The following is a 22100-nucleotide window of genomic DNA, read 5'->3' on the forward strand; positions in this document are numbered from 1 at the left end:
ACGGACACGCCCACGGAACACGCCCATGCCCACGAACCCGTCCACCCCCTTCATCGACCCGGCCCGCCACACGCGCCGCGCCTTCCTGCGGCGCTCGGCCCAGCTGGCCGCCACCGGCACCGCGCTGCCGTTCGCCCTCAACCTCGCCGCGCTGGGCGAGGCCGCGGCGTTCGAAGCCAACGACTACAAGGCGCTGGTGTGCGTCTTCCTGTACGGTGGCAACGACTACGCCAACACCGTCGTGCCCTACGACAGCGCGCGCTACGCCCAGTACGCCACCATCCGCGGCGGCGGCGCGGACGGTGCCGCGGGCGGCATCGCGCTCGGGCGCAGTGCGCTGGGCGGCACCGTGCTGCAGCCGGCCAGCGCACTCGCAGGCGGCCTGCAGTACGCGCTGCACCCCGCCATGACCGGCATGGCCGGCCTCTTCAACAGCGGGCGCGCGGCGGTGCAGCTCAACGTGGGGCCGCTGGTGGTGCCGCTCACGCGGGCGCAGTACGCCAGTGCCGACCGCCGCACCTACCCGCTGCCCCCGAAGCTCTTTTCGCACAACGACCAGCAGTCGGTGTGGCAATCGCAGGGCGCCGAAGGCTCCACCGTGGGCTGGGGCGGCAACCTGGGCGACCTCGCCCTGTCGGCCAACACCAACTCGCTGTTCACCTGCATCTCGGCCAGCGGCAACGCGGTGTTCCTCTCGGGCGACCAGGCGCTGCAGTACCAGATCAGCACCAGCGGCGCCGTGCCCATCAACGGGGTCAAGAACAACGTCTATGGATCGAGCGCCGTGCGCGGCGTGCTGAGCGAACTGGTGCAGGCCGCGAGCGCCCACGCGATGGAGGCCGAATACGCGCGCGTGACGCAGCGCTCCATCGGCTCGGAAGGGCAGATCTCCGCAGCGCTGGCGGGCGCGGGCGTGTCCACCGCGTTCCCCACGGGCAACCCCCTGGCCGACCAACTCAAGGTGGTGGCCCGGCTCATCGCGGCGCGCGGCGCGCTGGGCACGCGGCGCCAGGTGTTCTTCGTGTCGCTGGGCGGGTTCGACCTGCACGACAACCTGGTCTCGGGCCAGGCCGTGCTGATGGACCGCGTGAGCAGCGCCATGACCGCGTTCTACAACGCCACCGTGGAACTGGGCGTGGCCGACAAGGTGACCGCCTTCACCGCCTCGGACTTCGGCCGCACGCTCACGTCGAACGGCGACGGCTCCGACCACGGCTGGGGCAGCCACCACTTCGTGGTCGGCGGCGCCGTGCGCGGCGCGGCCTTCTACGGCACGCCGCCGCCCATCAGCGTGGGCAACGGCAGCGGCAGCGAAGACCAGTGGCACGTGGGGCAGGGCCGCCTGCTGCCCAGCACCGCCGTGGACCAGTACGCGGCCACGATGGCGCGGTGGTTCGGGGTGGCGAATACCGAGATGGCGGGCGTGCTGCCGAGGCTGGGGAATTTCGGGGGAGCGGCGTATCCGGTGAATCTGGGGTTCTTGGGGTGATGGGTGGAGTGGTGATTGGAACGATGCCTCACTGCGGTGTGGAGTCAGTGCTGAGTGCGCAATCCGGCGGCATCGTTGGGTCCGTGCATTCGGAAGGAATGTCGTTAAAGAACACATCCCGCCCTACATAAACTTTGTTAGTGGCTACCGGTGCATCCAAATGCCAACTGGTCTCGCCATTCATCCAGAGATCGACCACTTCGCTTTCACCGATCAATGTTCTGGAATTGACCCGGTAGAGACGCACCACATAAGGCATCTTGTAGTCGTAATGGATGACACGTTGAATGATCGATGCCTTGTAGAACTCAAGGCGATAAACGCGGTGAGGACTGCTCTCACTGTCGAAGAAAGTGGGGGTCGCCGCGTACCAGACCAAAAAAATAGTTGCATTCAGTGCAAGGCACCAAACGATACAAGGCACTTTACGAAGATCTGACAGTTTCATCACCATTCCAGCTTCATCGGAAAAGGAAGACGCACACGGTGCACGTCGGATAGGACGATGAAGTCGCCACCACGCCCATGCTTTGCGCGCCATTTGCGAAAGTCCTCGTTCTGCACAAGGTAAGTGTGACCACGCGCTTTGCCCTCGCTCTCATGTGACCATTGCTCAGAAATTAAAACCTGCCCGCCTGGCGGATTCACGCGGCTGACACCGTCGTATCCCCAGAAGCCCAATGGCTGGGATAGGAAAGCCCGGTCTCCGTCGCTGAAGTCGTAAGAGTCGCGCAAATAAAAGCCCAGTTCGTCGATTGCGACTGCGGTTCTACCCGTCCCTTGTCGGGTGACCCATCCTGAAACGGCCACCTTGAGGGTCGCCTCGCCCATGGCTCCGTATAAATCATCCAGAGGATCGCTCATCCGGCCAAAGGTGAGGAAATTCACTTGGCAAGTCTCATCCAGCATTTTTGCGGCTTGAGCAAGATTGCCCAGCCTCCAACCTTGCGGGCTTCGAATCCCAATCCAATCGTCCGCACGTTTTTGCAACTGACGAATGCCAGCGGGAGTGGCCCAACTCACTTGCAGCTTGGCCAACGCAGCACGCACGCGAGCAAAGCCCAGCGCCCACCCCATGGTCACGACACCTTCTTCCAATTGCATGCTGCCAAGCGTCGTCGCCTTGTAAGGGGCACGCCCTTGCTTCATGTACTCAGGCATCTCATACCCTGCCCCCCGAAACCACCGCTCCATCAAAGCCGCCGCCACCGGCCATCCCATGCGCGATCGCATCACGCCCGGAATGTCATCCAGTTGAAAGAGCCGCACCTTGGGCGGCAGTTTTTTCTCCAGTTGCGCACGCAGGCGCTCCTGGTCCACTTGGACCATGCCCTTGTTCATGGGACCTCCCCGTTCCGTCTTCGGTTGTTTTTAGAACCGCGGATTCTGGGGGTAAAAACCGGCGCAAGGCGCGGTTCGGGGCAACTGATTTGCCACCGAAAGTAACGTAACTATCGATCAGCCCTGCGCTGTGGACGGCAGGTAACGCGCCAAGTACCGCCCGGTGTGGCTGGCCGGGTTGGCGGCCAGCTCTTCGGGCGTACCTTCGCCCACCACGGTGCCGCCGCCGGCGCCGCCTTCGGGGCCCATGTCGATGATCCAGTCGGCGGTCTTGATGACATCCAGGTTGTGCTCGATCACGACGATGGTGTTGCCCGCATCGCGCAGCTGGTGCAGCACCTTGAGCAGCAGGTCGATGTCGGCGAAGTGCAGGCCGGTGGTGGGCTCGTCCAGGATGTAGAGCGTGCGGCCGGTGTCGCGCTTGCTCAATTCCTGCGCGAGCTTTACGCGCTGGGCCTCGCCGCCCGAGAGCGTGGTGGCGGCCTGGCCCAGACGGATGTACGACAGGCCCACGTCGAGCAGCGTCTGCAGCTTGCGCGCGATGGTCGGCACGTCCTTGAAGAACGCGAAGGCGTCTTCCACCGTGAGGTCGAGGATCTGCGCGATGTTCTTGCCCTTCCACAGGACTTCGAGCGTCTCGCGGTTGTAGCGCTGGCCGTGGCAGATGTCGCAGGGCACGTACACGTCGGGCAGAAAGTGCATCTCCACCTTCACCACGCCGTCGCCCTGGCAGGCCTCGCATCGGCCGCCGGCCACGTTGAAGGAAAAGCGCCCGGGCCCATAGCCGCGTTCCTTGGCGGTGTTCACCTCGGCCATCAGTTCGCGGATCGGCGTGAACAGGCCGGTGTAGGTGGCGGGGTTGCTGCGCGGCGTGCGGCCGATGGGGCTTTGGTCGACGTTGATGACCTTGTCGAAATACTCCATGCCCTCGATGGCCTCATGCGGCGCGGGCTCGTCGTGCGCGCGGTAGAGCTGGCGCGCCACGGCGGCATACAGCGTGTCGTTGACGAGCGTGCTCTTTCCGGAGCCGGAGACGCCGGTCACGCAGGTGAGCAGGCCCACGGGGAACTCCACGCTCACGTTCTTCAAACTGTGTCCCGTGGCGCCGACCACGCGCAGGGCCTGCAGCCGTCCCTGGGTGGCGCGGTGCTCGGCCTGGCGCTCGGCGCGCTGCTCCGCGCGGCGCTTGCTGGCCTCGGTTTCGGGGAAGCGCGATTTGCCCTTCCTCGCCGCTTCGGGGGCCGCGGGGGTGCCCTCCATCACGGGCAGCCACGGCGTGCGGCGCGGGGGAACGGGGATGGACAGCGTGCCCGACAGGTACTGGCCCGTGAGCGAATCGGGATGGCCGCGCACCGCGTCGTAGGTGCCCTGCGCCATCACGCGCCCGCCGTGCACGCCGGCGCCGGGGCCCATGTCGATCACGTGGTCGGCGGCGCGCATCATGTCCTCGTCGTGCTCGACCACGATCACGCTGTTGCCGATGTCGCGCAGGTGCTGCAAGGTGGCGATCAGGCGGTCGTTGTCGCGCTGGTGCAGGCCGATGCTGGGCTCGTCGAGCACGTACATCACGCCGGTCAGGCCCGAGCCGATCTGGCTGGCCAGGCGGATGCGCTGCGCCTCGCCGCCCGAGAGGGTTTCGGCACTGCGGTCCAGGCTCAGGTAGTTCAGCCCCACGTCGTTCAGGAACGTGAGGCGCGTGCCGATCTCGCGCACGACCTTGTCGGCGATCTCGGCCTTGGCGCCGGTGAGCTTGAGGTGCGCGAACCAGGCATGCGCGTCGGCCAGCGTGGCGTGGCTCACCTCGTAGATGGCACGGGCCTGTTCGCCCTCGCCCACCTTCACGTGGCGCGCCTCCAGCCGCAGCCGCGCGCCGTGGCATTCGGGGCAGGGCTGGGTGCTGCGGTAGCGCGCGAGTTCTTCGCGCACGACCACCGAATCGGTCTCGCGGTAGCGCCGCGCCATGTTGGGCAGGATGCCTTCGAAGGGGTGCTTCTTGACGATGGCCTTGCCCTTGTTGGCGCCGCTGTCCAGCACGTAGTTGAAGGCGATCTCCTCCTCGCCCGATCCGTACAGCACGGCCTGCTGCACCGGCGGGGGCAGCGATTCGTAGGGTGCCTCCACATCGAAGCGGTAGTGCCTGGCCAGGCTCTCCAGCATGGCGAAGTAGTAGCCGTTGCGCCGGTCCCAGCCCTTGATGGCGCCGCTGGCCAGGCTCAAGGACGGAAAGGCCACCACGCGCGCGGGATCGAACACCTCCTGCTGCCCGATGCCGTCGCAGGCCGGGCAGGCGCCCATGGGCGAGTTGAACGAGAACAGGCGCGGCTCCAGCTCGGCCAGCGAGTAGCTGCACACGGGGCAGGCGAATTGGCTGGAAAAGAGGTGCTCCCGGCCGCCGTCCATCTCCAGCGCCAGCACGCGGCCGTTGCCTTCCGCGCCGCCCACCCGCAGGGCGGCCTCGAAGCTTTCGGCCAGGCGCTGTTGCATCTCGGCGCGCACTTTCAGGCGGTCGATCACCACGTCCACGTCGTGCTTTTCGGTCTTCTTGAGCTGCGGCAGGCTTTCGTATTCGTAGATGGTGCCGTCCACCCGAAAGCGCACGTAGCCCAGCGCCTGCATCTGCGTGAAGAGTTCGGTGAACTCGCCCTTCCTGTCGCGCGCGACCGGGGCCAGCACCATGAGGCGGGTGTCCTCGGGCAGGGCCAGCACGGCGTCCACCATCTGGCTCACCGTCTGGGCGGCCAGCGGCAGACCGTGGTAAGGGCAGTACGGCGTGCCGGCGCGCGCGTACAGCAGGCGCAGGTAGTCGTGGATCTCGGTCACCGTGCCCACGGTGGAGCGCGGGTTGTGGCTGGTGGCCTTCTGCTCGATCGAGATGGCCGGCGACAGGCCCTCGATCAGGTCCACGTCGGGCTTGTCCAGCCGGCCCAGGAACTGCCGCGCATAGGCCGACAGGCTCTCCACGTAGCGGCGCTGGCCCTCGGCATAGAGCGTGTCGAACGCCAGGCTGGACTTGCCCGAACCCGACAGCCCGGTGATCACCACCAGCTGGTTGCGCGGGATGTCCAGGTCGATGTTCTTGAGGTTGTGCGTGCGCGCCCCGCGGATGCTGATGCGCGCCTGCTGCAGGGCGGCGCCCAGGTAGCGGCCGGCGGCCGGCGCCGCAGGGGCGTCGCCATCGTCGGCGGGCCGGGAGAAGGGGGAGTGGTTCACGGTGGGCGCGGCTCTGGGCGGGGAAACCCACCATGATAGGCCACGCCCCCGGCGCGGGCCGTCCGCAGGGCCACCCGGCCCCTGCTGCCGGGCGGGGGGCGGTCCGGCGGTGGTCCGGAAAACCATTCGCTCCTGATTTGATAGCAAACAGGACAATGAATCCGCTGGCATGAAGGCCTTTTTGGCCTGCAACGGCGAAAACGGGTTCGCCAGGCCGTCAATGCCTGCGCGGTGGCGCCGGTTCCGGCCTGCGGGCGATGGGCGAGAATCGCGGCTTTGGCTTCAGGCCCTCAGCGCACCCACCGTGCCGGATTCCTCCACCCACCTTCCAGGTCCAGGCGCCACCGCCTCGCCCCCGTCCAACGCCACCGCCATGACGCCGCTGGAGCGCCGCTCCAGCCTCGCGCTGGCGCTGATCTTCGCGCTGCGCATGCTGGGGCTGTTCCTCGTGCTGCCCGTGTTCGCGCTCGAAGCGCGCAAATACCCGGGCGGCGACGATCCCGCGCTCGTCGGCCTGGCCATGGGCATCTACGGCCTCACCCAGGCGGTGCTGCAGCTGCCGCTGGGCATGGCGTCCGACCGCTTCGGGCGCAAGCGCGTGATCGTGCTGGGCCTGGCCGTGTTCGCCGCCGGCAGCCTGCTGGCGGCGCTGGCCGACTCGCTCACCGGGCTGCTGGCCGGCCGGGCGCTGCAGGGCGCGGGCGCGGTGTCGGCCGCCGTGACGGCGCTGCTGGCCGACCAGACGCGCGATGCCGTGCGCACCAAGGCCATGGCGCTGGTGGGCGGCAGCATCGGGCTGATGTTCGCCGTGGCGCTCGTCGCAGCCCCCGTGCTGGCCGCGCACATCGGCCTGGCGGGCCTGTTCGGGCTGACCTGCGCGCTGGCGCTGGGCGGCATCGCCGTGGTGCTGTGGGTGGTGCCGCCCGAGCCCGCGCGCCATGCCGACGCCCCGCGCGGGCGCCTGGCCGAGGTGTGGCGCCATGCCGACCTGCTGCGGCTGAACCTGGGCGTGTTCGTTCTCCACACGGTGCAGATGGCCATGTGGGTGGCCGTGCCCGCGCTGCTGGTGCAGGCGGGGCTGCCCAAGGCCGCGCATTGGCAGGTGTACCTGCCCGCCGTGGTGCTGTCGTTCGCCATGATGGGCGGGCTGTTCGCGCTGGAGCGGCGCGGCCGCCTGCGCGAGTCGCTGCTGGCCGCCATCGGCCTGGTGCTGCTGGTGCAGTTGGGGCTGGGCGGCGTGGCCGCGGCCGGCGCCGTGCCCGCGCTGTGGGCGCTGGGGCTGCTGCTGTTCGTGTTCTTTTGCGGCTTCAACGCGCTGGAGGCCAGCCAGCCCAGCCTGGTCTCGCGCATGGCGCCGCCGCACCTGCGCGGCGCGGCCCTGGGCACCTACAACACGCTGCAGTCACTGGGCCTGTTCGCCGGAGGGGCCCTGGGCGGCGCGCTGGCCAAGTGGGCCGGCACGCCGCAGCTCTTTGCCGTGACGGCGCTGCTGTGCGCGGTGTGGCTGGCCGCCAGTTGGGGCCTGCGGCCGGTGGGCCGGCAGGCGGGCGGCGCGCCGGCAGGGCACTGAACGCGCCCGCACCGCCCGGCCTTTCCACGTTTTTTTCTCTTTTCAGCCCAGCCGCTGGCGCAGCCGCGCGACGGCGCTGTGCACGGTGGTGAACACCGGCAGCCCCGTGGCCCCCTCGCACGCGCCGCGGGCGCGCGCCATGCTGAATTGCGCGAGCGCGATGCGGCGGCAGCCCTGCGCCTGCAGCGCAAGTGCCTGCTCCGCGATGAGCCGGTCGTGCAACGCCGCATCGCCCCGGTTCAGCGCGTCGAGCGCGCCGTCGGCCAGGGCCGTGCGCAGCGCCACGTGCGCGGGAAACTCGGGCGGCATCGAGGCCAGCGTGGGTGCGAACGTGGCGATCAGGCCCAGGGTCCCTTCGCCGGCGGCCTGCGCGATGTCGTCCACCATGGCCTCGTTGGGCTTGAGCACCGGCAGTCCCGCATGGCGGCGCGCCACCGCCTCGATGCACGGCCCGAAGGCCGAGCAGGTGAACAGCAGCGCGTGTGCGCCCGTGCCCACGGCGTAGTCCGCCAGCCGCAGGAACCGGTCGTGCATGGCCGCATCCAGCCCCGCACCCGAGCGCGCCAGGTCGGCCGAGAGGCTGTCGTCCAGCAGGTTCATGCGCAGCGCCTCGGGCCACTGCTGCGCGAAGGCGGCATTGATGGGCTCGACGGAATGCTGCAGGGCATGGATCAGCGCGATGCGCGGCGGTGCGGATGCGGATACGGGGGTGGGTGCGGTCATGGGAAGGGGGCTCAGATGCCCTTGGAGCTGGGGTTCTGGAACGCGTCGCGCGTTTCGGCATTCAGCGGGTAGCGGATGTTGATGTTCTTGGGCGGAATGGGCGACATGAACCAGCGCTGGTACAGCGCCTCCATTTCACCGGACCGCATCATGGCACCGACCACTCGGTCCACCAGCGCCTTGAACGGCGGATCGTCCTTGCGGAACATGAGCGACTGGTTCTCGGTGCGCAGGCTCTCGCCCACGATGGCGAAATCCTGCGGCTGGCGCGCATTGGCGATCTGCCCCGCGAGCAGGATGTCGTCCAGCACGAAGGCGGCGGCGCGGCCGCTCTCCACCAGCAGGAAGGAGTCGGTGTGGTCCTTGCCCGACAGGTGCGTGATCTGCAGGGACTGGCCCTTGTCGGCCTCGCGCAGCAGCCGCAGCGAGGTCGTGCCCGCCGTGGTCACCACGGATTTGCCCTGCAGGTCCGCGATGCCTCGGATGCCGGAATCGGCCTTGACCAGCAGGCGCACGTTGTAGCGAAAGATGTCGGGCGAGAAAGCCACCAGCTTTTGCCGCTCCACCAGGTTGGTGGTGGAGCCGCACTCGATGTCCACCGTGCCGTTCTGCACCAGCGGAATGCGGTTGGCCGAGATGACGGCCTGGTACTTCACCTCGATGGAAGGCATCTTCAGTTCGGCCTTGACCGCCTCCACGATGCGGTGGCAGATGTCGATGCTGTAGCCCACGGGCCGCAGGTTGCCATCCAGGTACGAAAAGCCGAACGACCACTCGCGGTAGCCGAAGGTGATGGCACCGCTTTGCTGGATCTTGCCCAGGGTGCCGCCGGCCGCAGGCGCCTCCTGGGCGAAGGCCGCCGGGGCGGCCAGGGCCGCGCACGACAAAAAGGCGGCCAGGAGGCGGCGCGGGAACGAAAGGGACGGGGCGACGGGCATGGCAAAGGCTCCTTCAGGAATGAGGGATGGAACGGGAGGGAGAACGGAACGACGGGGGAGGGTGCCGCTCAGGCCAGCGCGGCCGTGGCCTGTCCGATGGAGTGCGCCAGCAGGCCGGCGATGGCCTGCAGGTCCTCGCGCGTGGCGATGTAGGGCGGCGCGAGCAGCACATGGTCGCCGCGCAAGCCGTCCACCGTGCCGCCGAACGGATAGCACAGCAGGCCCGCGTCCATTGCGGCCCGCTTGACGCGCGCGTGCAGCCGGAGCGCGGGGTCGAACGGGGCCTTCGTTGCGCGATCGGCCACCAGCTCGATGCCCCAGAAATAGCCCCGCCCGCGGATGTCACCCACGTGGGGATGGTCACCCAGCGCGCCGCGCAGCATGCTTTCGAACACCGGCGCATCGTCCTGCACTTTCTGCAGCAGGCCGTCGCGCGCGATCACCTGCTGCACCGCCAGCGCGGCGGCGCAGGCCACCGGGTGGCCCAGGTAGGTGTGGCCGTGCTGGAAGAAGCCGCTGCCGCGCGACATGGCCTCGACCACGCGCTCCTGCGCCAGCACCGCGCCGATGGGCTGGTAGCCGCCCCCCAGGCCCTTGGCCACGGTGATGAGGTCGGGCACCACACCCTCCTGCTCGCAGGCGTGCAGGGTGCCGGTGCGTCCCATGCCGCACATCACCTCGTCCAGGATCAGCAGCACGCCGTAGCGGTCGCACACCGCGCGCACCGCCTGGAAGTAGCCCGGCACCGGCGTGAGCACGCCCGCCGTGGCGCCGCCCACCGTCTCGGCCACGAAAGCGATCACGCGGTCCGCGCCTTGCGCGAGGATGGCGGCCTCCAGCTCCGCCGCCAGCCGCTGGCCGTAGGCCCGCGGAGACTCGCCGTCGCGCATCTCGCGGTACGGGTAGCAGGGCGACACGTGCGTGGCCGGCACGAGCAGCGGCGCGAACGGCGCGCGCCGCCAGGCGTTGCCGCCCACCGCGAGCGCGCCCAGCGTGTTGCCGTGGTAGCTCTGACGCCGCGCGATGAAGTGCGTGCGCTGGGGCTCGCCCCGCTCCACGAAATACTGCCGCGCCATCTTGAGCGCGGCCTCCACGGCTTCCGAGCCCCCGCTCACGAAATAGGCATGGCTCGTGCCCGCCGGCGCGCCGCGCACCAGCGTCTGCGCCAGCTCCTCCGCCACGTCGGTGGTGAAGAAGCTGGTGTGGGCGTACGCGATGCGGTCGATCTGCCGGTGCATGGCGGCGATCACGTCGGCATGGCCATGGCCGAGCGAGGAGACGGCGGCACCGCCGCTGGCATCCAGGTAGGTGCGGCCGCTGGCGTCGCGGACCACCATGCCCTGCGCGCCCGCGGCGACAGCGGGGGTCTGATGGAGATGGCGGTGCAGGACGTGGGTCATGGCGGGGCAGGCGAGGTTCGGTGGCGGCGGGGCGGTCAACGGATCAAAAAATCCATTTCCCATTAATTTGGAACAAATATACCAACGCCTGCAAAAATTGCAACATGCGTTTCTCTGATCAGTCAGATGGAACACATGATCCAAACCCCATCCCGCCCTTCCTTTCATTCCTGCCCGTGCGCGCTTGCCCTACAGTCGTGCGGTGGCGCAGCGCGCCGCGCCACCGCTTTGTTCAGCCCTTGTCCAGGTCCGTTTCCATGAGTCTCAGAGACACCATTCGCCAGCGCCATGCCGGGCTGTCCCCCTCGCTGCAGCAGGCGGCCAAGTTCGTCATCGACCGTCCGAACGAGGTCGTGACCACCTCGATGCGCACCGTCGCCGCGCGCTCGGGCGTGCCGCCGGCCACCCTGGTGCGGTTCGCGCAGCAGCTGGGGTTCGAGGGCTGGCCTGCGCTCAAGGAGGCCTTGGCGCAGGACATGGGCCTGGGCAGCGAGCAATACGCCCCGCGGGCACGCCAGTTGGCCGGGCGTGCCAAGGACCAGTCGCTGGTGGGCGAGATGTTCGACGTGCACCGCCACAACCTGGAACAGACCGAGCGGCAGAGCGCCGTCTCGCTGCCGCGCGCCGCGCGGCTGCTGGAGCAGGCCCGCCATGTGCACGTGGCGGGCTTTCGCGCCTGCTTTCCCGTGGCGTTTTCTTTCGTCTATGTGTACCGGCTGTTCCGCCCGTCGGTCCATCTGGTGGACGGCCAGGGAGGCTCGCTGGAGATGCAGCTGCGCGCGCTGGCCAAGGGCGACGCGCTGGTGGTGGCCAGCTTCGCGCCGTACTCGCGCGAAGCGCTGCAAGCCGCCGAAGCGGCGCGCAGCGTGGGCGCGAAGGTGGTGGCGCTGACCGACAGCGAAGCCTCGCCGCTGTCGCTGCTGGCCCATGAGACGGTGCTGTTCGCCACCCAGAGCCCGTCGTTCTTTCCGTCGATCGCCGCCGCCACGGCGGTGGCGGAATCGCTGCTGGAACTGCTGGCCAGCCGCGCGGGCGCGCCGGGCATCGAGCGCATCGAGGCGGCCGAGCAGCACCTGGTGCGCTCGGGCGCCTACCTGCAGCCGGTCACCCTGCGCAAGCCGGGCGGTTGACCGCCGGCCCCGGGGCTCACGCTCCGCGGCTTCAGGCGGCCGTCGGGGCGGCTTGGGACGCGGCCGCTGGCGGCACCGCCTGCCGGCGCTGCGCCAGCCGGTTGGCCGCGCTCACCACCGCATGCACCGAGGCCGTGACGATGTTGTGGTGCAGGCCCACGCCGAAGGTCGCGCCGGGCACGCCGTCAAGCGCCGCCTCCACGATGGCCAGGGCCTGCGCATCGGCGCCGGAGCCGGTCGCGCGCTCCTCGTAGCCGTGCACGCGCAGCGGCAGGCCCAGGGCGTCCACCGTGGCGTCGATCGGGCCGTTGCCCTGGCCCTGCAGGGTCTGGCGCGCGCCGTCGATGGTCACGTCCAGCTCGATGCCGCGGCCGTCGTCGGCCAGCCGGTGGGCATGGCAGACGATGGCGCCGGGCACGCCTGCAGGGGTCTCGAGGTAGGTGGCCTGGAACAGCGACCACAGCGTGGCGCCGGTCATCTCGGTCTCGCTGGCATCGGTCTGGCGCTGCACCACCGCGCTGAACTCCACCTGCATGCGGCGCGGCATGACCACGCCGCGCTCGCGCTCCAGCAGGAAGGCGATGCCGCCCTTGCCCGACTGGCTGTTGACGCGGATCACGCTGTCGTAGGTGCGGCCGAGGTCCGCCGGGTCGATGGGCAGGTAGGGCACCTGCCACAGGCCCTCGGGGTCGTGGGCGGCGAAGCCCTTCTTGATCGCGTCCTGGTGCGAGCCCGAGAACGAGGTGAACACCAGGTCGCCCACGTACGGGTGGCGCGGGTGCACGGGCAGCGCAGTGCATTCCTCGGCCACGCGCGCCACGGCGTTGATGTCGGAGAAGTCGAGCCCCGGATGCACGCCCTGCGTGTAGAGGTTGAGCGCCACCGTCACCACGTCGAGGTTGCCGCTGCGCTCGCCATTGCCGAAGAGGCAGCCTTCCACGCGCTGGGCGCCGGCCATCATGGCCAGCTCGGCCGCCGCCACGCCGGTGCCGCGGTCGTTGTGCGGGTGCACCGAGAGCACGATGTGCTCGCGGGGGCTCAGGCGCCGGTGCATCCACTCGATCTGGTCGGCGAACACGTTGGGGGTGGCGTTTTCCACCGTGGTGGGCAGGTTGATGATGATCTCGCGACCCGGGCCCACGCCCCAGGCGGCGATGGCGGTCTGGCAGGCTTCGAGCGAGACTTCCAGCTCGGTCGCGCTGAAGGTTTCGGGCGAATACTGCAGCGTCCAGCGGGTTTCGGGCTGGGCATCGGTCAGGCGCTTCAGGTGCGAGACGTGCTGGTCGATGAACGCCATCACCTGCGTCACGTTCATGCCGAACACCACGCGCCGCCACACGGGCGCGGTGGCGTTGTACAGGTGCACGATGGCGCGCGGCGCGCCGCGCACGGCCTCGACAGTGCGCTCGATGAGGTCGGCGCGCGACTGCGTCATGACCATCAGGGTCACGTCGTCGGGCACAAGGCCTTCGTCGATGAGGCGGCGCACGAAGTCGTAGTCGGTCTGCGATGCGGCGGGAAAGCCCACCTCGATTTCCTTGAAGCCGATGCGCACGAGCTCGTGGAACAGCTTCATCTTGCGCTCGCCGTTCATGGGCTCGAACAGCGCCTGGTTGCCGTCGCGCAGGTCGGTGGATAACCAGATGGGGGCGCGGGTGATGGTCTTGGAAGGCCAGGTGCGGTCGGCCAACGCGATGGGGGCGATGGGCTGGTACTTGGTAGCGGGCTTGGAAATCATGAGAGGCTCCACGAACGGTGTGTGCCGCGCTGCAAGGCAGCGCTGGGGCACGGGTCGAATCAACGGTGAACGGTGAACGACATCCCCTGCAGCCCTCCACCATGGGTGGAGGCTGGTTCGCGGGCCGGGGTCAGGGGGAAATCGGTGTTGCGCTTTTAGGCAACGGTGATGGCGAACGCAGGCAGACCCCGGCCAGGCACTAGGCCTAGCGATAGTGGGGATAGCAGCAGATTGCGTTGCATAGCGGCAAATCCTAGCACAGGACGATCAAATCCCGTCCACAGGGGCCCAAACGCCACAAAAACTGATTAACAATAGGTCATACATTTCGCACGTTCTTGCATTTTCAGGGGCGTGCCGGTTCTTCTGCATCGGTTCGTCCGGGCGCGTTGGCGCTCTTCTCTGCTGTCTGCCCTCCACAGGAGCACGTTCCATGAAACGCCGTGTATTCACCACCCGCCTGGGCGCCTCGCTGGCCCTTCCCTGGATCGGCTCGGCCGCCCGCGCGGCCCCTCACGTCATCGTCGGCATGGTGGCGCCGCTGACCGGAGGCAATGCCGCCGAAGTGGGCAAGCAGGTGGTGCTGGGGGTGGAAACCTACTTTGCCGAAGCGCAAAAGAGCCAGGCATTTCCCGGCCTGGAGGTGCGGCTCGTCGTGGAAGACGATGAATTCAAGCCCGAGAAGACGCTGGCCGGCGCCCGCAAGCTGCTGGCCATGAAGCCCGCCGCGCTGATCTCTTTCGCCACCAGCAACACCCAGGCGCTGATCGAGGCGAAGCTGCCGCAGGACAGCGGCGTGCCGCTGTTTCCCACGCGCTCAGGCTCGCAGGTCATCCGCGAGCCGGTGAACCCCTACGTCTTTCACGTGCGCGCCGGCTACAGCACGGAGCTGACCAAGATGGTCGCGCAGATGGGCGACGCCATCGGCATGACCAAGTTTGCGGCGCTCTACCAGAACGACGCCTATGGCGAAAAGGGCCTGGAGGCGCTCACGGCGGCCCTGTCGCAGCGCAAGCTGGCGCTGGTCGCCAAGGAGCCCTACGAGCGCACCTCGTCGGACATCCAGCCCGCGCTGGCCAAACTGCTCAAGGCCGATGCGCAAGTGATCGTGATGGTGGCGGGCCAAGCCGCGGGCAGCGCCTTCGTGAAGGCCTACCGCGCAGCCGGCGGGCATGCGCAGGTGGTCGGCATCTCCGACCTCGACCCCGTGAAGCTGGTGGATGCCGTGGGCGCGGAAAACGCCCGCGGCGTGGGCATGACGCAGGTGTTCCCGGCGCTCACCAACCAGTCGATTCCGGTGGTGCGCGAATTCCGCCAGGCCATGCAGTCAGCGCAACAGAGCGCCAGCATCGCCTCGTTGGCGGCGTTCGAAGGCTTCCTCGTGGCCAAGACCATCGGCCAGGGGATCAAGGCCGTGCCGCGCAGCGGCAGCGGCGGCATGGATGGCCGGGCGCTGGCCGAGACGCTGTCGCGCCTGCCGCGCATCGATCTGGGCGGCTACGAGGTGTCGTTCCTGAACAACCGGCGCGAAGGCAGCCTGTTCACGGAAATCGCCATCCTCGACAGCTTCGGGCGCGCGCGCTACTGACCAAAGCTGGGGCCCCTGAGCCCAGGGCATCCCCGCGAAACGGGGCCCGGAGCGGTGCTAAACGCCCGCGGTGGCCTTCGCCACCGCCGCGCCGTGCTGCGCGAACCACTTGCCCAACGCGGGCCGCGCGCAGCGCTGCAGGCCCATGAGCAGGGCATGCGCAGGGTCGGCCACGCCCCAGCGGGTGCGCAGGTCGTGCTGGATGCGGCCCAGCAGCGCCGCGGCCATCTCCGCATCGGCCAGGGCCCGGTGGGCGCGTTCCGCCAGCGGCAGATCCAGGTGGCCGACGATGCTGCCGAGCTTGTGGCTGGGCGCCTCCGGGTAAAGCCGCCGCGACAGCAGCACGGTGCACGCGAAGGCGTGGGGCGCCGGAAGGTCCGCGCACTGCAACTCGGCCGCCCAGAACTTGCTGTCGAACGATGCGTTGTGCGCCACCATGGGCGTGTCGCCCACGAAGCGCGCCGCCTCGCGCATGACCTGCGCCGCATCGGGTGCGGCGGCCACCATGGCGTTGGTGATGCCCGTCAGCTGCGTGATGAACGGCGGAATCCACGCGCCGGCGTTCATCAGGCTCTGAAAGCGGTCCACCACTTGGCCGTTGTCCAGCAGCACGATGGCCACTTCGGTCGCCCGCGCGCCCTGGCCGGGCGAGATGCCCGTGGTTTCGAAATCGATGACGGCGATGAGGGACATGGCGGGGCGGCAAAGGGTCGGCGTGCGGAATGCCCGCATTTTCGGCGAAGTGCCCGGACCGGCCGGCGCGAAGGCGCCGCCACGGCCGCGCGGCAGGCGCTCACTCCGCGTCGCCGTCCCCACCGCCGGCCCTGCCCCGGTCCGACAGCGCCTGCGCCACGAAATCGACGAAGGCCCGCACCCGCGCCGCGGACTGGTGGCGCTGCGGGTACACGGCGTGGATGTCGGCATCGGGCGTACTGTAGGCGGGCAGCACCGGCACCAGTTGCCCGCTGCGCAGGTGGCGCTCGATGTCCCACTCGGCCCGCATCAGGATGCCATGCCCTTCCAGGGCCCAGCGCACGGCGATCTCGCCGTCGTTGGTAGTGAGGCTGCCGCGCGTCTTCACCGACTCGGTGACCGCATGGCGCCCGCGGCCGCGCGTGAGCCGCCACACGCCGTAGGCCTCCTCGCCCTGGCGGATGCCCAGGCAGTTGTGGTGCACCAAGTCGTTGGGCACCTTCGGCGTGCCGTGGCGCGCCAGGTAGTCGGGCGATGCGCACAGTAGCCGCCGGTTGTGCGCCAGGTGCCTGGCGATCACGCGGGCCTCTGGCGGCGCGCCGAATCGGATGCACACGTCGAACGCATCGTCGGTGAGCGCAGGCGGGTTCACGGACAGCTGCAGTTGCACCTGCACCTGCGGGTGCAGGCGCGCGAAGCGCGAGATGAGCGGCGCGATGTGGCGGCGCCCGAACCCCAGCGTGGCATTCACCCGCAGCAGGCCCTTCGGCGTCGCGCGCGACAGGCCCAGCAGCTCTTCCAGGTCGTGGATCTCGCCCAGGATGCGGCGCGCGTGCGCCAGGTACAGCTCGCCCTCGGGCGTGAGGCCCATGCGGCGGGTGGTGCGATTGACCAGCGGCACGCCCACGCGCGCCTCCATCAGCGCCAGGTGCTTGCTGACGGCCGGCGTGGTGATGCCCAGCTCGCGCGCGGCCGCGCTCAGGCTGCCGCAACTGGCCAGCACCGAGAAAAATCCCAGGTCGGCCGGCTGGATGGCGGGAAGGGCGTGGGCAGCAGGCATGGGTAGGCGGCAGGAAAAAAGAGTTGTGGGGCGGGCCGCTGGATTGTTGAATCCAGGTGAACAATGGTTTCACTATAGCCCCGCGCCGAAAGGCCGGCGGTGCCTAGAGTGGCGCGGTCCCCAACGCTTTTCGACCGAACCACCCATGACCACCTACGCCATCGCCACCATTCCCGGAGACGGGATCGGCAAGGAAGTGATTCCCGCCGGCCGCCAGGTCCTGCAGGCCCTGGCCGCCACCGACGACACGCTGCGCTTCGAGTTCGAAGACTTCGACTGGGGCGGCGACCACTACCGCGCGCACGGCGCCATGATGCCGGCCGACGGGCTGGACGCCCTGCGCGGCAAGGACGCCATCCTGTTCGGCTCGGCGGGCGATCCGCACATTCCCGACCACATCACCCTGTGGGGCCTGCGCCTGAAGATCTGCCAGGGCTTCGACCAGTACGCCAACGTGCGGCCCACGCGCATCCTGCCGGGCATCGACGGACCGCTCAAGCGCTGCACGCCCGAGCAACTGGACTGGGTGATCGTGCGCGAGAACTCGGAGGGCGAATACTCCGGCGTGGGCGGCCGGGTGCACCAGGGCCACCCGATCGAGGCCGCCACCGACGTGTCGATCATGACGCGCGTGGGCGTGGAGCGCATCCTGCGCTACGCCTTCCAGCTCGCCCGGTCGCGTCCGCGCCGGCAGCTCACCGTGATCACCAAGAGCAACGCCCAGCGCCACGCGATGGTGATGTGGGACGAGATCGCGCTGGAGGTCTCGCGCGACTTTCCCGACGTGGCCTGGGACAAGGAACTGGTGGACGCCGCCACGGCCCGCATGGTGAACCGCCCGGCCACGCTGGACACCATCGTCGCCACCAACCTGCATGCCGACATCCTGAGCGACCTGGCCGCCGCGCTGGCGGGCAGCCTGGGCATCGCACCGACCGGCAACATCGATCCCGAGCGGCGCTATCCCTCGATGTTCGAGCCCATCCACGGGTCGGCTTTCGACATCATGGGCCAGGGCCTGGCGAACCCGGTGGGCACGTTCTGGTCGGCCGTGATGCTGCTCGAACACCTGGGCGAGGCGGACGCCGCCCGGCGCCTGATGCGGGCCATCGAACACGTCACCGCGGACCCGGCCCTGCACACGCGGGACCTGGGCGGCCAGGCCACAACGGCCCAGGTCACGCAGGCGGTGTGCGACCACCTGGCCGGCACCCGCCAGGCGCAGCGGCTGGCCGCCTGAGTTCCCTCTCTCATTCCTTCCTTCGCCCGACCGCGTAGCGGCGGGCCATCCCCCAGGCGCCGCAGAGCGCTCTCCCAGGAGACCAGCATGGCCCCGAAACTTTTCCCCGCGCGCCGGCGGCGGCAGGTGCTGCTGCACGCTTTCGCGGCCGCCTTCCCGGTGCTGGCCAGCGGCAGCGCCCTCGCCCAGGCCGCCTGGCCCACCAAGACCATCAGCCTGACGGTGCCCTTTCCCGCCGGCGGCACCACCGACGTGCTGGCGCGGGCGCTGGCCGACCGACTGACGGTGTCGCTCGGCCAGCCCGTCATCGTGGAAAGCCGCCCCGGGGCCGGCGCCACCATCGGCGCCGACTACGTGGCCCGGTCCAAGCCCGACGGCTATACCCTGCTGATGGGCGCGGTGCACCACACTATCGCCACCAGCGTGTACAAGAAACTGCCCTACGACTTCCAGAAGGACCTGGCCCCCATCACCACGGTGGCGCTGGTGCCCAACGTGCTGGTCGTCCACGCCGACAACCCGGCCAGGACCGTGGCCGATCTGGTGGCCCAGGCCAGGGCGCAGCCGGGCAAGCTGACCTTCGGCTCCAACGGCAACGGGACCGCGCAGCACCTGATCGGCACGCAGTTCCAGGGCCTCACCGGCACGTCGCTCGGCCACATTCCCTACAAGGGCAGCGGCCCGCTGGCCACCGACCTGCTGGGCGGCCAGATCACCATGTCGTTCGACACCATCACGCCCGTGCTGCCGCACATCAAGGCCGGCAAGCTGCGGGCGCTGGCGGTGTCCACCCTCCAGCGATCCTCCGCCCTGCCCGACGTGCCGACGCTGGACGAGGCGGGCCTGAAAGGCTTCGACCTGGGCACGTGGTTCGGCGTGCTCGCCCCGGCGGCCACGCCCCGGGACATCCTGGACCGGCTGAACGCCGAGATGGTGAAGGTGATCCAGTCACCGGAGTTCCGCAAGCGCATGGCCGACATCGGCGCCGAGCCGGTGGGCAACACCCGCGAGCAGATGGCCCAGCAGATCCGCAGCGAAACCGAACGCTTCGCCCGGCTGGTGGCGGACGCGAAGGTGGTGATCGACTGACGCCACCGCCGCGCCTTGCTCCCGATCAACCGGCGGCGCGGGGGTGCTCCAGGAAGAACCGCAGCATCTGCGCCGTCGCGTTCACCCCGCGCGGATCGGTGTAGCTGCCCCGCGCGTGGCCCCCGGCCCAGGCATGGCCCGCGCCATTCAGTTGCCAGTGTTCGGCCACCACCGCGCCCGGGCCGCTGCCCGGTGCGGCGCGGTACACGGTGCGTGTGTAGCGCTGGCCGCCGGGGCTCTGGCCGGTTTCGGCCTCGGGCCGGGCACCGGGCGCGGACCGCAGCGCCGCGGCCAGCAACTGCTCGCCATTGCGGGCGTGCACCGTCTCGTCGGCATCGCCGTGGAACACGATGAGCGGCGGGGCGCCGGCCCCGTCCTCGCGGGCGGGGGATGCCGGGCCGGGCGTGCCCTTGGCGCCGTTCTTCATGGCCGACAGCGCGCCCATCACGTTGTGCGCGGCGCCGGCCTGCAGGCCCGAATGCACGCCCACGGCCGCGAACAAGTCAGGGTATTCGCGCGCCAGCAGCGCGGCCATCGCCCCGCCGGCGGACAGGCCGGCCACGTACACGCGGCGGGCATCCACGGGGTGGCGCGCCATCGCATCGCGCACCATGGCGACCAGCGTGGCGGGCTCACCGTGGCCGCGCTGCTGGTCCTGTGGACGGAACCAGTTCCAGCAGCCGTGCGCGTTGGCGCCCTGGGCCTGCGCGGGGTACAGCACGAGCGCGTTCGCGAGCGCGGCGGCCTCGTTCATGCCGGTGCCGAGGGCGAAGTCCTGCGGGTTCTGCGTGCAGCCGTGCAGCATGAGCACCAGCGGCATCGGCGTGCCCGCGGCCGCGCCGGGGGGCACGCTGAGGTAGTAGTGGTCCTGCGGCGCGCCGGCCGGGCCAGCGAAGGCCACCCGCGTGAAACTGCCGGGAGCTTCCACACTCGCGTTGCGAGGCGATGGCGATGGCCGGTGCGCGTCCGGCGCCGGGGCGGCCGGCCGGTCGACCACCACCGCATCTTCCACGTCGGGCGCACCGAAGGGGGCCTTCCATGCCGCGGCAGGGCTGCTGGGCGCCGCGCCGAAGCGCTCGCGCCAGGCCGCCACACGCCCGGCGGCAGCGCTCCCCGCCGCGGTGGCTGCGGCCGTGCCTTGGCCGGCCAGGGCCTGCTGGATGGCGCGGGTGGCGTCGGCGAGCTGGCCGGTGCGCATCAGCGGGGTGACTTCGTTCAGAAGCTGCTTGACCTTCTTGTTCCAGTCCATGGGGAATCCTTTCGAAAAGCGGGCCACGGGGGCCCTGGCGTGCGGGGGCGGCACCGGGGCCCCCAGGGACATGCGTGCCGCGTTCGTCTCGTCGTGTCTCTTGTCTCGCCGCCGCCTTCAAATCGGGCCGGTCTGCCATGGTGGTCCGGTCGCCAGCGCCGAAGGCGCGGGTCCGTCCCTGTCGTCGTGTCCACCGGCGCGTGCGGGTGGGTGTCAGCCGATGCGGCCGGCCAGCGCGGCCTTGACCGCCGCGCTGGCGTGCAGCGCCCCCAGCACATGGACCGAGGCGATGGTCGCCTGGGCCAATGCAGGGGGCACGTCGTCGTCGATGGTGCACAGGCCCAGCACGCGGATCTCCAGCGTCTGCCCTGCGGCCTGGACGGCCTCCAGTTCGGCCCGGCCGAACCGCTGCAGCCCCAGCACCAGCGTCTTGCGGGCCACCACCTGCCGCACCGCATCGGCCTGGGCAACCAGCTGGTTGCGGATCGCGGTGCGGATGAAGTCCGTGCGGTTCGAATAGAACCCCTCGGACACCAGCAGGTCGATGTGGCCCAGGTCCACATACCCCAGGTTGATCGTCACCTTCTCCGAATCGGAAACCTTGTTGCTGCGCTCGAGTGCCGTCGTTGCCATAAAAACCTCGTTTTTCCATCCCATTGGATGGTAAATGGATGGTCTATGGAATCTTTCAAGGGCATCTGCGCGAAATAAAGGGGCCCGAAGGCCCCTGTCGTTGCCAGGGTGCGGCGGCTTCAGCCGGCGCCGCGCCCGCCCCCGCTGCCTGCCGCGCCCTGGCGCGACTGCACCTGGTTGCCGCTGCCGATGTGGGCATCACGGTCGTTCCGGCTTTCCGGCGTGCGCTGGGCTTCGTTCTTTTGGGTGGGCTCCTGGTTGCCTTGGCGGTTGTGGTCGTTTTCCACTTTGCCCTTGCCGGGCTCCTGCTTGTCGTTGGCCATGGTGTGTCTCCTTGCGAACGGGGGAATGAAACGATGGGATCGATGGGGGGCGAAAAAGCCGCCCTCAGGACAGCGACAGTTCCTTGTGCTCGCCCATGTCCTTGGGCGGGTTGCCCGTAACGGCCGCCTTGGCCATCTTGAACAGCTGGGTCATCTTGCTTTCCTTGACGTCCCAGTACTCGGCGTGGCTGATGTGGATGGCCAGCAGCACGAGGTTGGGGTCGTTCACGCCGTCCGGAAACCAGGCCTTCGCCATGGGCGACCACAGCGCCTCTTTCTTGGCGATGTCTTCGATGAAGCCGGCCGCGCCGGACAGCGAGACATAGCTGTCCTTCTCGGGGTTGGAGTAGGTCACGTTGACCTGGCTGTCCGAGCGCAGGCGTTCGAACAGCTCTCCGTCGCGCGGGATGAAGAAGAACAGTTGCGACTGCTCGTCAATGTCCTTGTTCTGAGTCGTCAGGGGGTGGGCATGCAGCATGCCGCTGGCGGCGCGGTGCGTGAGCATGCCGAAGCGGATGTCCTTGATCAGCCGCCACAGCGTGGCATGGGGGGAAGTGGTGTCGTCGTTGCTCATGGGTGTCTCCGGCAAGCAGGGAAGGAGGCCGAACGCCGCGCGCACAGGGCGCTCGGCGCGGGAGGGAGGTCCCAATGTAGGGGGGCCCTGCTGCGCGCACGGTCGGCTCGCG

General features: G+C 69.3%; 19 protein-coding genes. 6 read left to right on the plus strand and 13 right to left on the minus strand.

Going from position 1 to position 22100, the window contains the following annotated elements:
• The first annotated feature begins 25 nt into the window (after positions 1 to 25).
• Positions 26 to 1489 carry a DUF1501 domain-containing protein gene (locus tag AVTE2539_RS08785; RefSeq protein WP_284409835.1) on the plus strand — a complete coding sequence of 488 codons (1464 nt, stop codon included), beginning with the start codon at positions 26 to 28 and terminating at the stop codon, positions 1487 to 1489.
• Positions 1490 to 1517: 28 nt separating this feature from the next.
• On the opposite strand, the gene AVTE2539_RS08790 is transcribed toward AVTE2539_RS08785, so the two are convergent.
• The 3 genes from AVTE2539_RS08790 to uvrA form a co-directional block, all read right to left on the minus strand.
• Complete coding sequence (locus AVTE2539_RS08790) at positions 1518 to 1937, minus strand: hypothetical protein (protein ID WP_284400833.1); 420 nt, start codon at positions 1935 to 1937, stop codon at positions 1518 to 1520.
• Positions 1937 to 2830 (minus strand): DUF6402 family protein, encoded by an 894-nt coding sequence (locus AVTE2539_RS08795; protein ID WP_284400543.1) that lies wholly within the window; start codon positions 2828 to 2830, stop codon positions 1937 to 1939. Before AVTE2539_RS08795 ends, AVTE2539_RS08790 begins: the two co-directional genes overlap by 1 nt.
• A gap of 117 nt (positions 2831 to 2947) precedes the next feature.
• Positions 2948 to 5968 (minus strand): excinuclease ABC subunit UvrA, encoded by a 3021-nt coding sequence (gene uvrA / locus AVTE2539_RS08800; RefSeq protein WP_284410653.1) that lies wholly within the window; start codon positions 5966 to 5968, stop codon positions 2948 to 2950.
• Positions 5969 to 6413: 445 nt separating this feature from the next.
• Between uvrA and AVTE2539_RS08805 the strand changes: the two genes are divergently transcribed.
• Positions 6414 to 7610, plus strand: coding sequence for an MFS transporter (locus AVTE2539_RS08805; RefSeq protein ID WP_272569859.1), 1197 nt, complete (start codon positions 6414 to 6416; stop codon positions 7608 to 7610).
• 42 nt (positions 7611 to 7652) lie between these two features.
• On the opposite strand, the gene AVTE2539_RS08810 is transcribed toward AVTE2539_RS08805, so the two are convergent.
• The 3 genes from AVTE2539_RS08810 to AVTE2539_RS08820 form a co-directional block, all read right to left on the minus strand.
• Positions 7653 to 8333 (minus strand): aspartate/glutamate racemase family protein, encoded by a 681-nt coding sequence (locus AVTE2539_RS08810; RefSeq protein WP_284409837.1) that lies wholly within the window; start codon positions 8331 to 8333, stop codon positions 7653 to 7655.
• Positions 8334 to 8344: 11 nt separating this feature from the next.
• Positions 8345 to 9271: a transporter substrate-binding domain-containing protein gene (locus AVTE2539_RS08815; protein ID WP_284409839.1), complete on the minus strand. Its 927-nt coding sequence runs from the start codon at positions 9269 to 9271 to the stop codon at positions 8345 to 8347.
• Between the two features lie 68 nt (positions 9272 to 9339).
• Positions 9340 to 10671, minus strand: a complete 1332-nt coding sequence (locus AVTE2539_RS08820) for an aspartate aminotransferase family protein (protein WP_284409841.1) — start codon at positions 10669 to 10671, stop codon at positions 9340 to 9342.
• A gap of 257 nt (positions 10672 to 10928) precedes the next feature.
• Between AVTE2539_RS08820 and AVTE2539_RS08825 the strand changes: the two genes are divergently transcribed.
• The gene (locus AVTE2539_RS08825; protein ID WP_272566430.1) at positions 10929 to 11801 is read left to right on the plus strand and encodes a MurR/RpiR family transcriptional regulator; all 873 of its coding nucleotides are present in this window, start codon (positions 10929 to 10931) and stop codon (positions 11799 to 11801) included.
• Positions 11802 to 11832: 31 nt separating this feature from the next.
• Here AVTE2539_RS08825 and leuA read toward each other — a convergent pair whose 3' ends face one another.
• Entirely contained in the window at positions 11833 to 13539 is a 1707-nt protein-coding gene (gene leuA, locus AVTE2539_RS08830; RefSeq protein WP_284409844.1) for a 2-isopropylmalate synthase, read from the minus strand.
• 433 nt (positions 13540 to 13972) lie between these two features.
• Here leuA and AVTE2539_RS08835 point away from each other — a divergent pair, with 433 nt between their 5' ends.
• Positions 13973 to 15127, plus strand: a complete 1155-nt coding sequence (locus tag AVTE2539_RS08835; protein WP_284409846.1) for an ABC transporter substrate-binding protein — start codon at positions 13973 to 13975, stop codon at positions 15125 to 15127.
• A gap of 57 nt (positions 15128 to 15184) precedes the next feature.
• Here the strand turns inward: AVTE2539_RS08835 and AVTE2539_RS08840 are convergent, their stop codons facing one another.
• Both AVTE2539_RS08840 and AVTE2539_RS08845 read right to left on the minus strand, forming a co-directional pair.
• Positions 15185 to 15820 carry a 3'-5' exonuclease gene (locus AVTE2539_RS08840; protein WP_284409848.1) on the minus strand — a complete coding sequence of 212 codons (636 nt, stop codon included), beginning with the start codon at positions 15818 to 15820 and terminating at the stop codon, positions 15185 to 15187.
• Positions 15821 to 15920: 100 nt separating this feature from the next.
• Positions 15921 to 16880 carry a LysR family transcriptional regulator gene (locus AVTE2539_RS08845; protein ID WP_284409850.1) on the minus strand — a complete coding sequence of 320 codons (960 nt, stop codon included), beginning with the start codon at positions 16878 to 16880 and terminating at the stop codon, positions 15921 to 15923.
• Between the two features lie 145 nt (positions 16881 to 17025).
• Between AVTE2539_RS08845 and AVTE2539_RS08850 the strand changes: the two genes are divergently transcribed.
• Positions 17026 to 18120 carry a tartrate dehydrogenase gene (locus AVTE2539_RS08850; protein WP_272550243.1) on the plus strand — a complete coding sequence of 365 codons (1095 nt, stop codon included), beginning with the start codon at positions 17026 to 17028 and terminating at the stop codon, positions 18118 to 18120.
• A gap of 87 nt (positions 18121 to 18207) precedes the next feature.
• A complete protein-coding gene (locus tag AVTE2539_RS08855; protein ID WP_284409852.1) occupies positions 18208 to 19209 on the plus strand; it encodes a Bug family tripartite tricarboxylate transporter substrate binding protein in 1002 nt (333 codons plus the stop codon).
• A gap of 25 nt (positions 19210 to 19234) precedes the next feature.
• Here AVTE2539_RS08855 and AVTE2539_RS08860 read toward each other — a convergent pair whose 3' ends face one another.
• The 4 genes from AVTE2539_RS08860 to AVTE2539_RS08875 form a co-directional block, all read right to left on the minus strand.
• A complete protein-coding gene (locus AVTE2539_RS08860) occupies positions 19235 to 20458 on the minus strand; it encodes an extracellular catalytic domain type 1 short-chain-length polyhydroxyalkanoate depolymerase (protein WP_284409854.1) in 1224 nt (407 codons plus the stop codon).
• Between the two features lie 213 nt (positions 20459 to 20671).
• On the minus strand, positions 20672 to 21091 hold the full coding sequence (locus AVTE2539_RS08865) for a ribbon-helix-helix domain-containing protein (protein WP_284409858.1): 420 nt from the start codon (positions 21089 to 21091) through the stop codon (positions 20672 to 20674).
• A 119-nt stretch (positions 21092 to 21210) separates the two neighbouring features.
• Entirely contained in the window at positions 21211 to 21414 is a 204-nt protein-coding gene (locus AVTE2539_RS08870; protein WP_284400528.1) for a hypothetical protein, read from the minus strand.
• A 64-nt stretch (positions 21415 to 21478) separates the two neighbouring features.
• Positions 21479 to 21988 (minus strand): pyridoxamine 5'-phosphate oxidase family protein, encoded by a 510-nt coding sequence (locus tag AVTE2539_RS08875; RefSeq protein ID WP_284400527.1) that lies wholly within the window; start codon positions 21986 to 21988, stop codon positions 21479 to 21481.
• Positions 21989 to 22100 lie beyond the last annotated feature (112 nt).

This window comes from Acidovorax sp. SUPP2539, assembly GCF_030158975.1.
Classification (GTDB): Bacteria; Pseudomonadota; Gammaproteobacteria; order Burkholderiales; family Burkholderiaceae_C; genus Paracidovorax.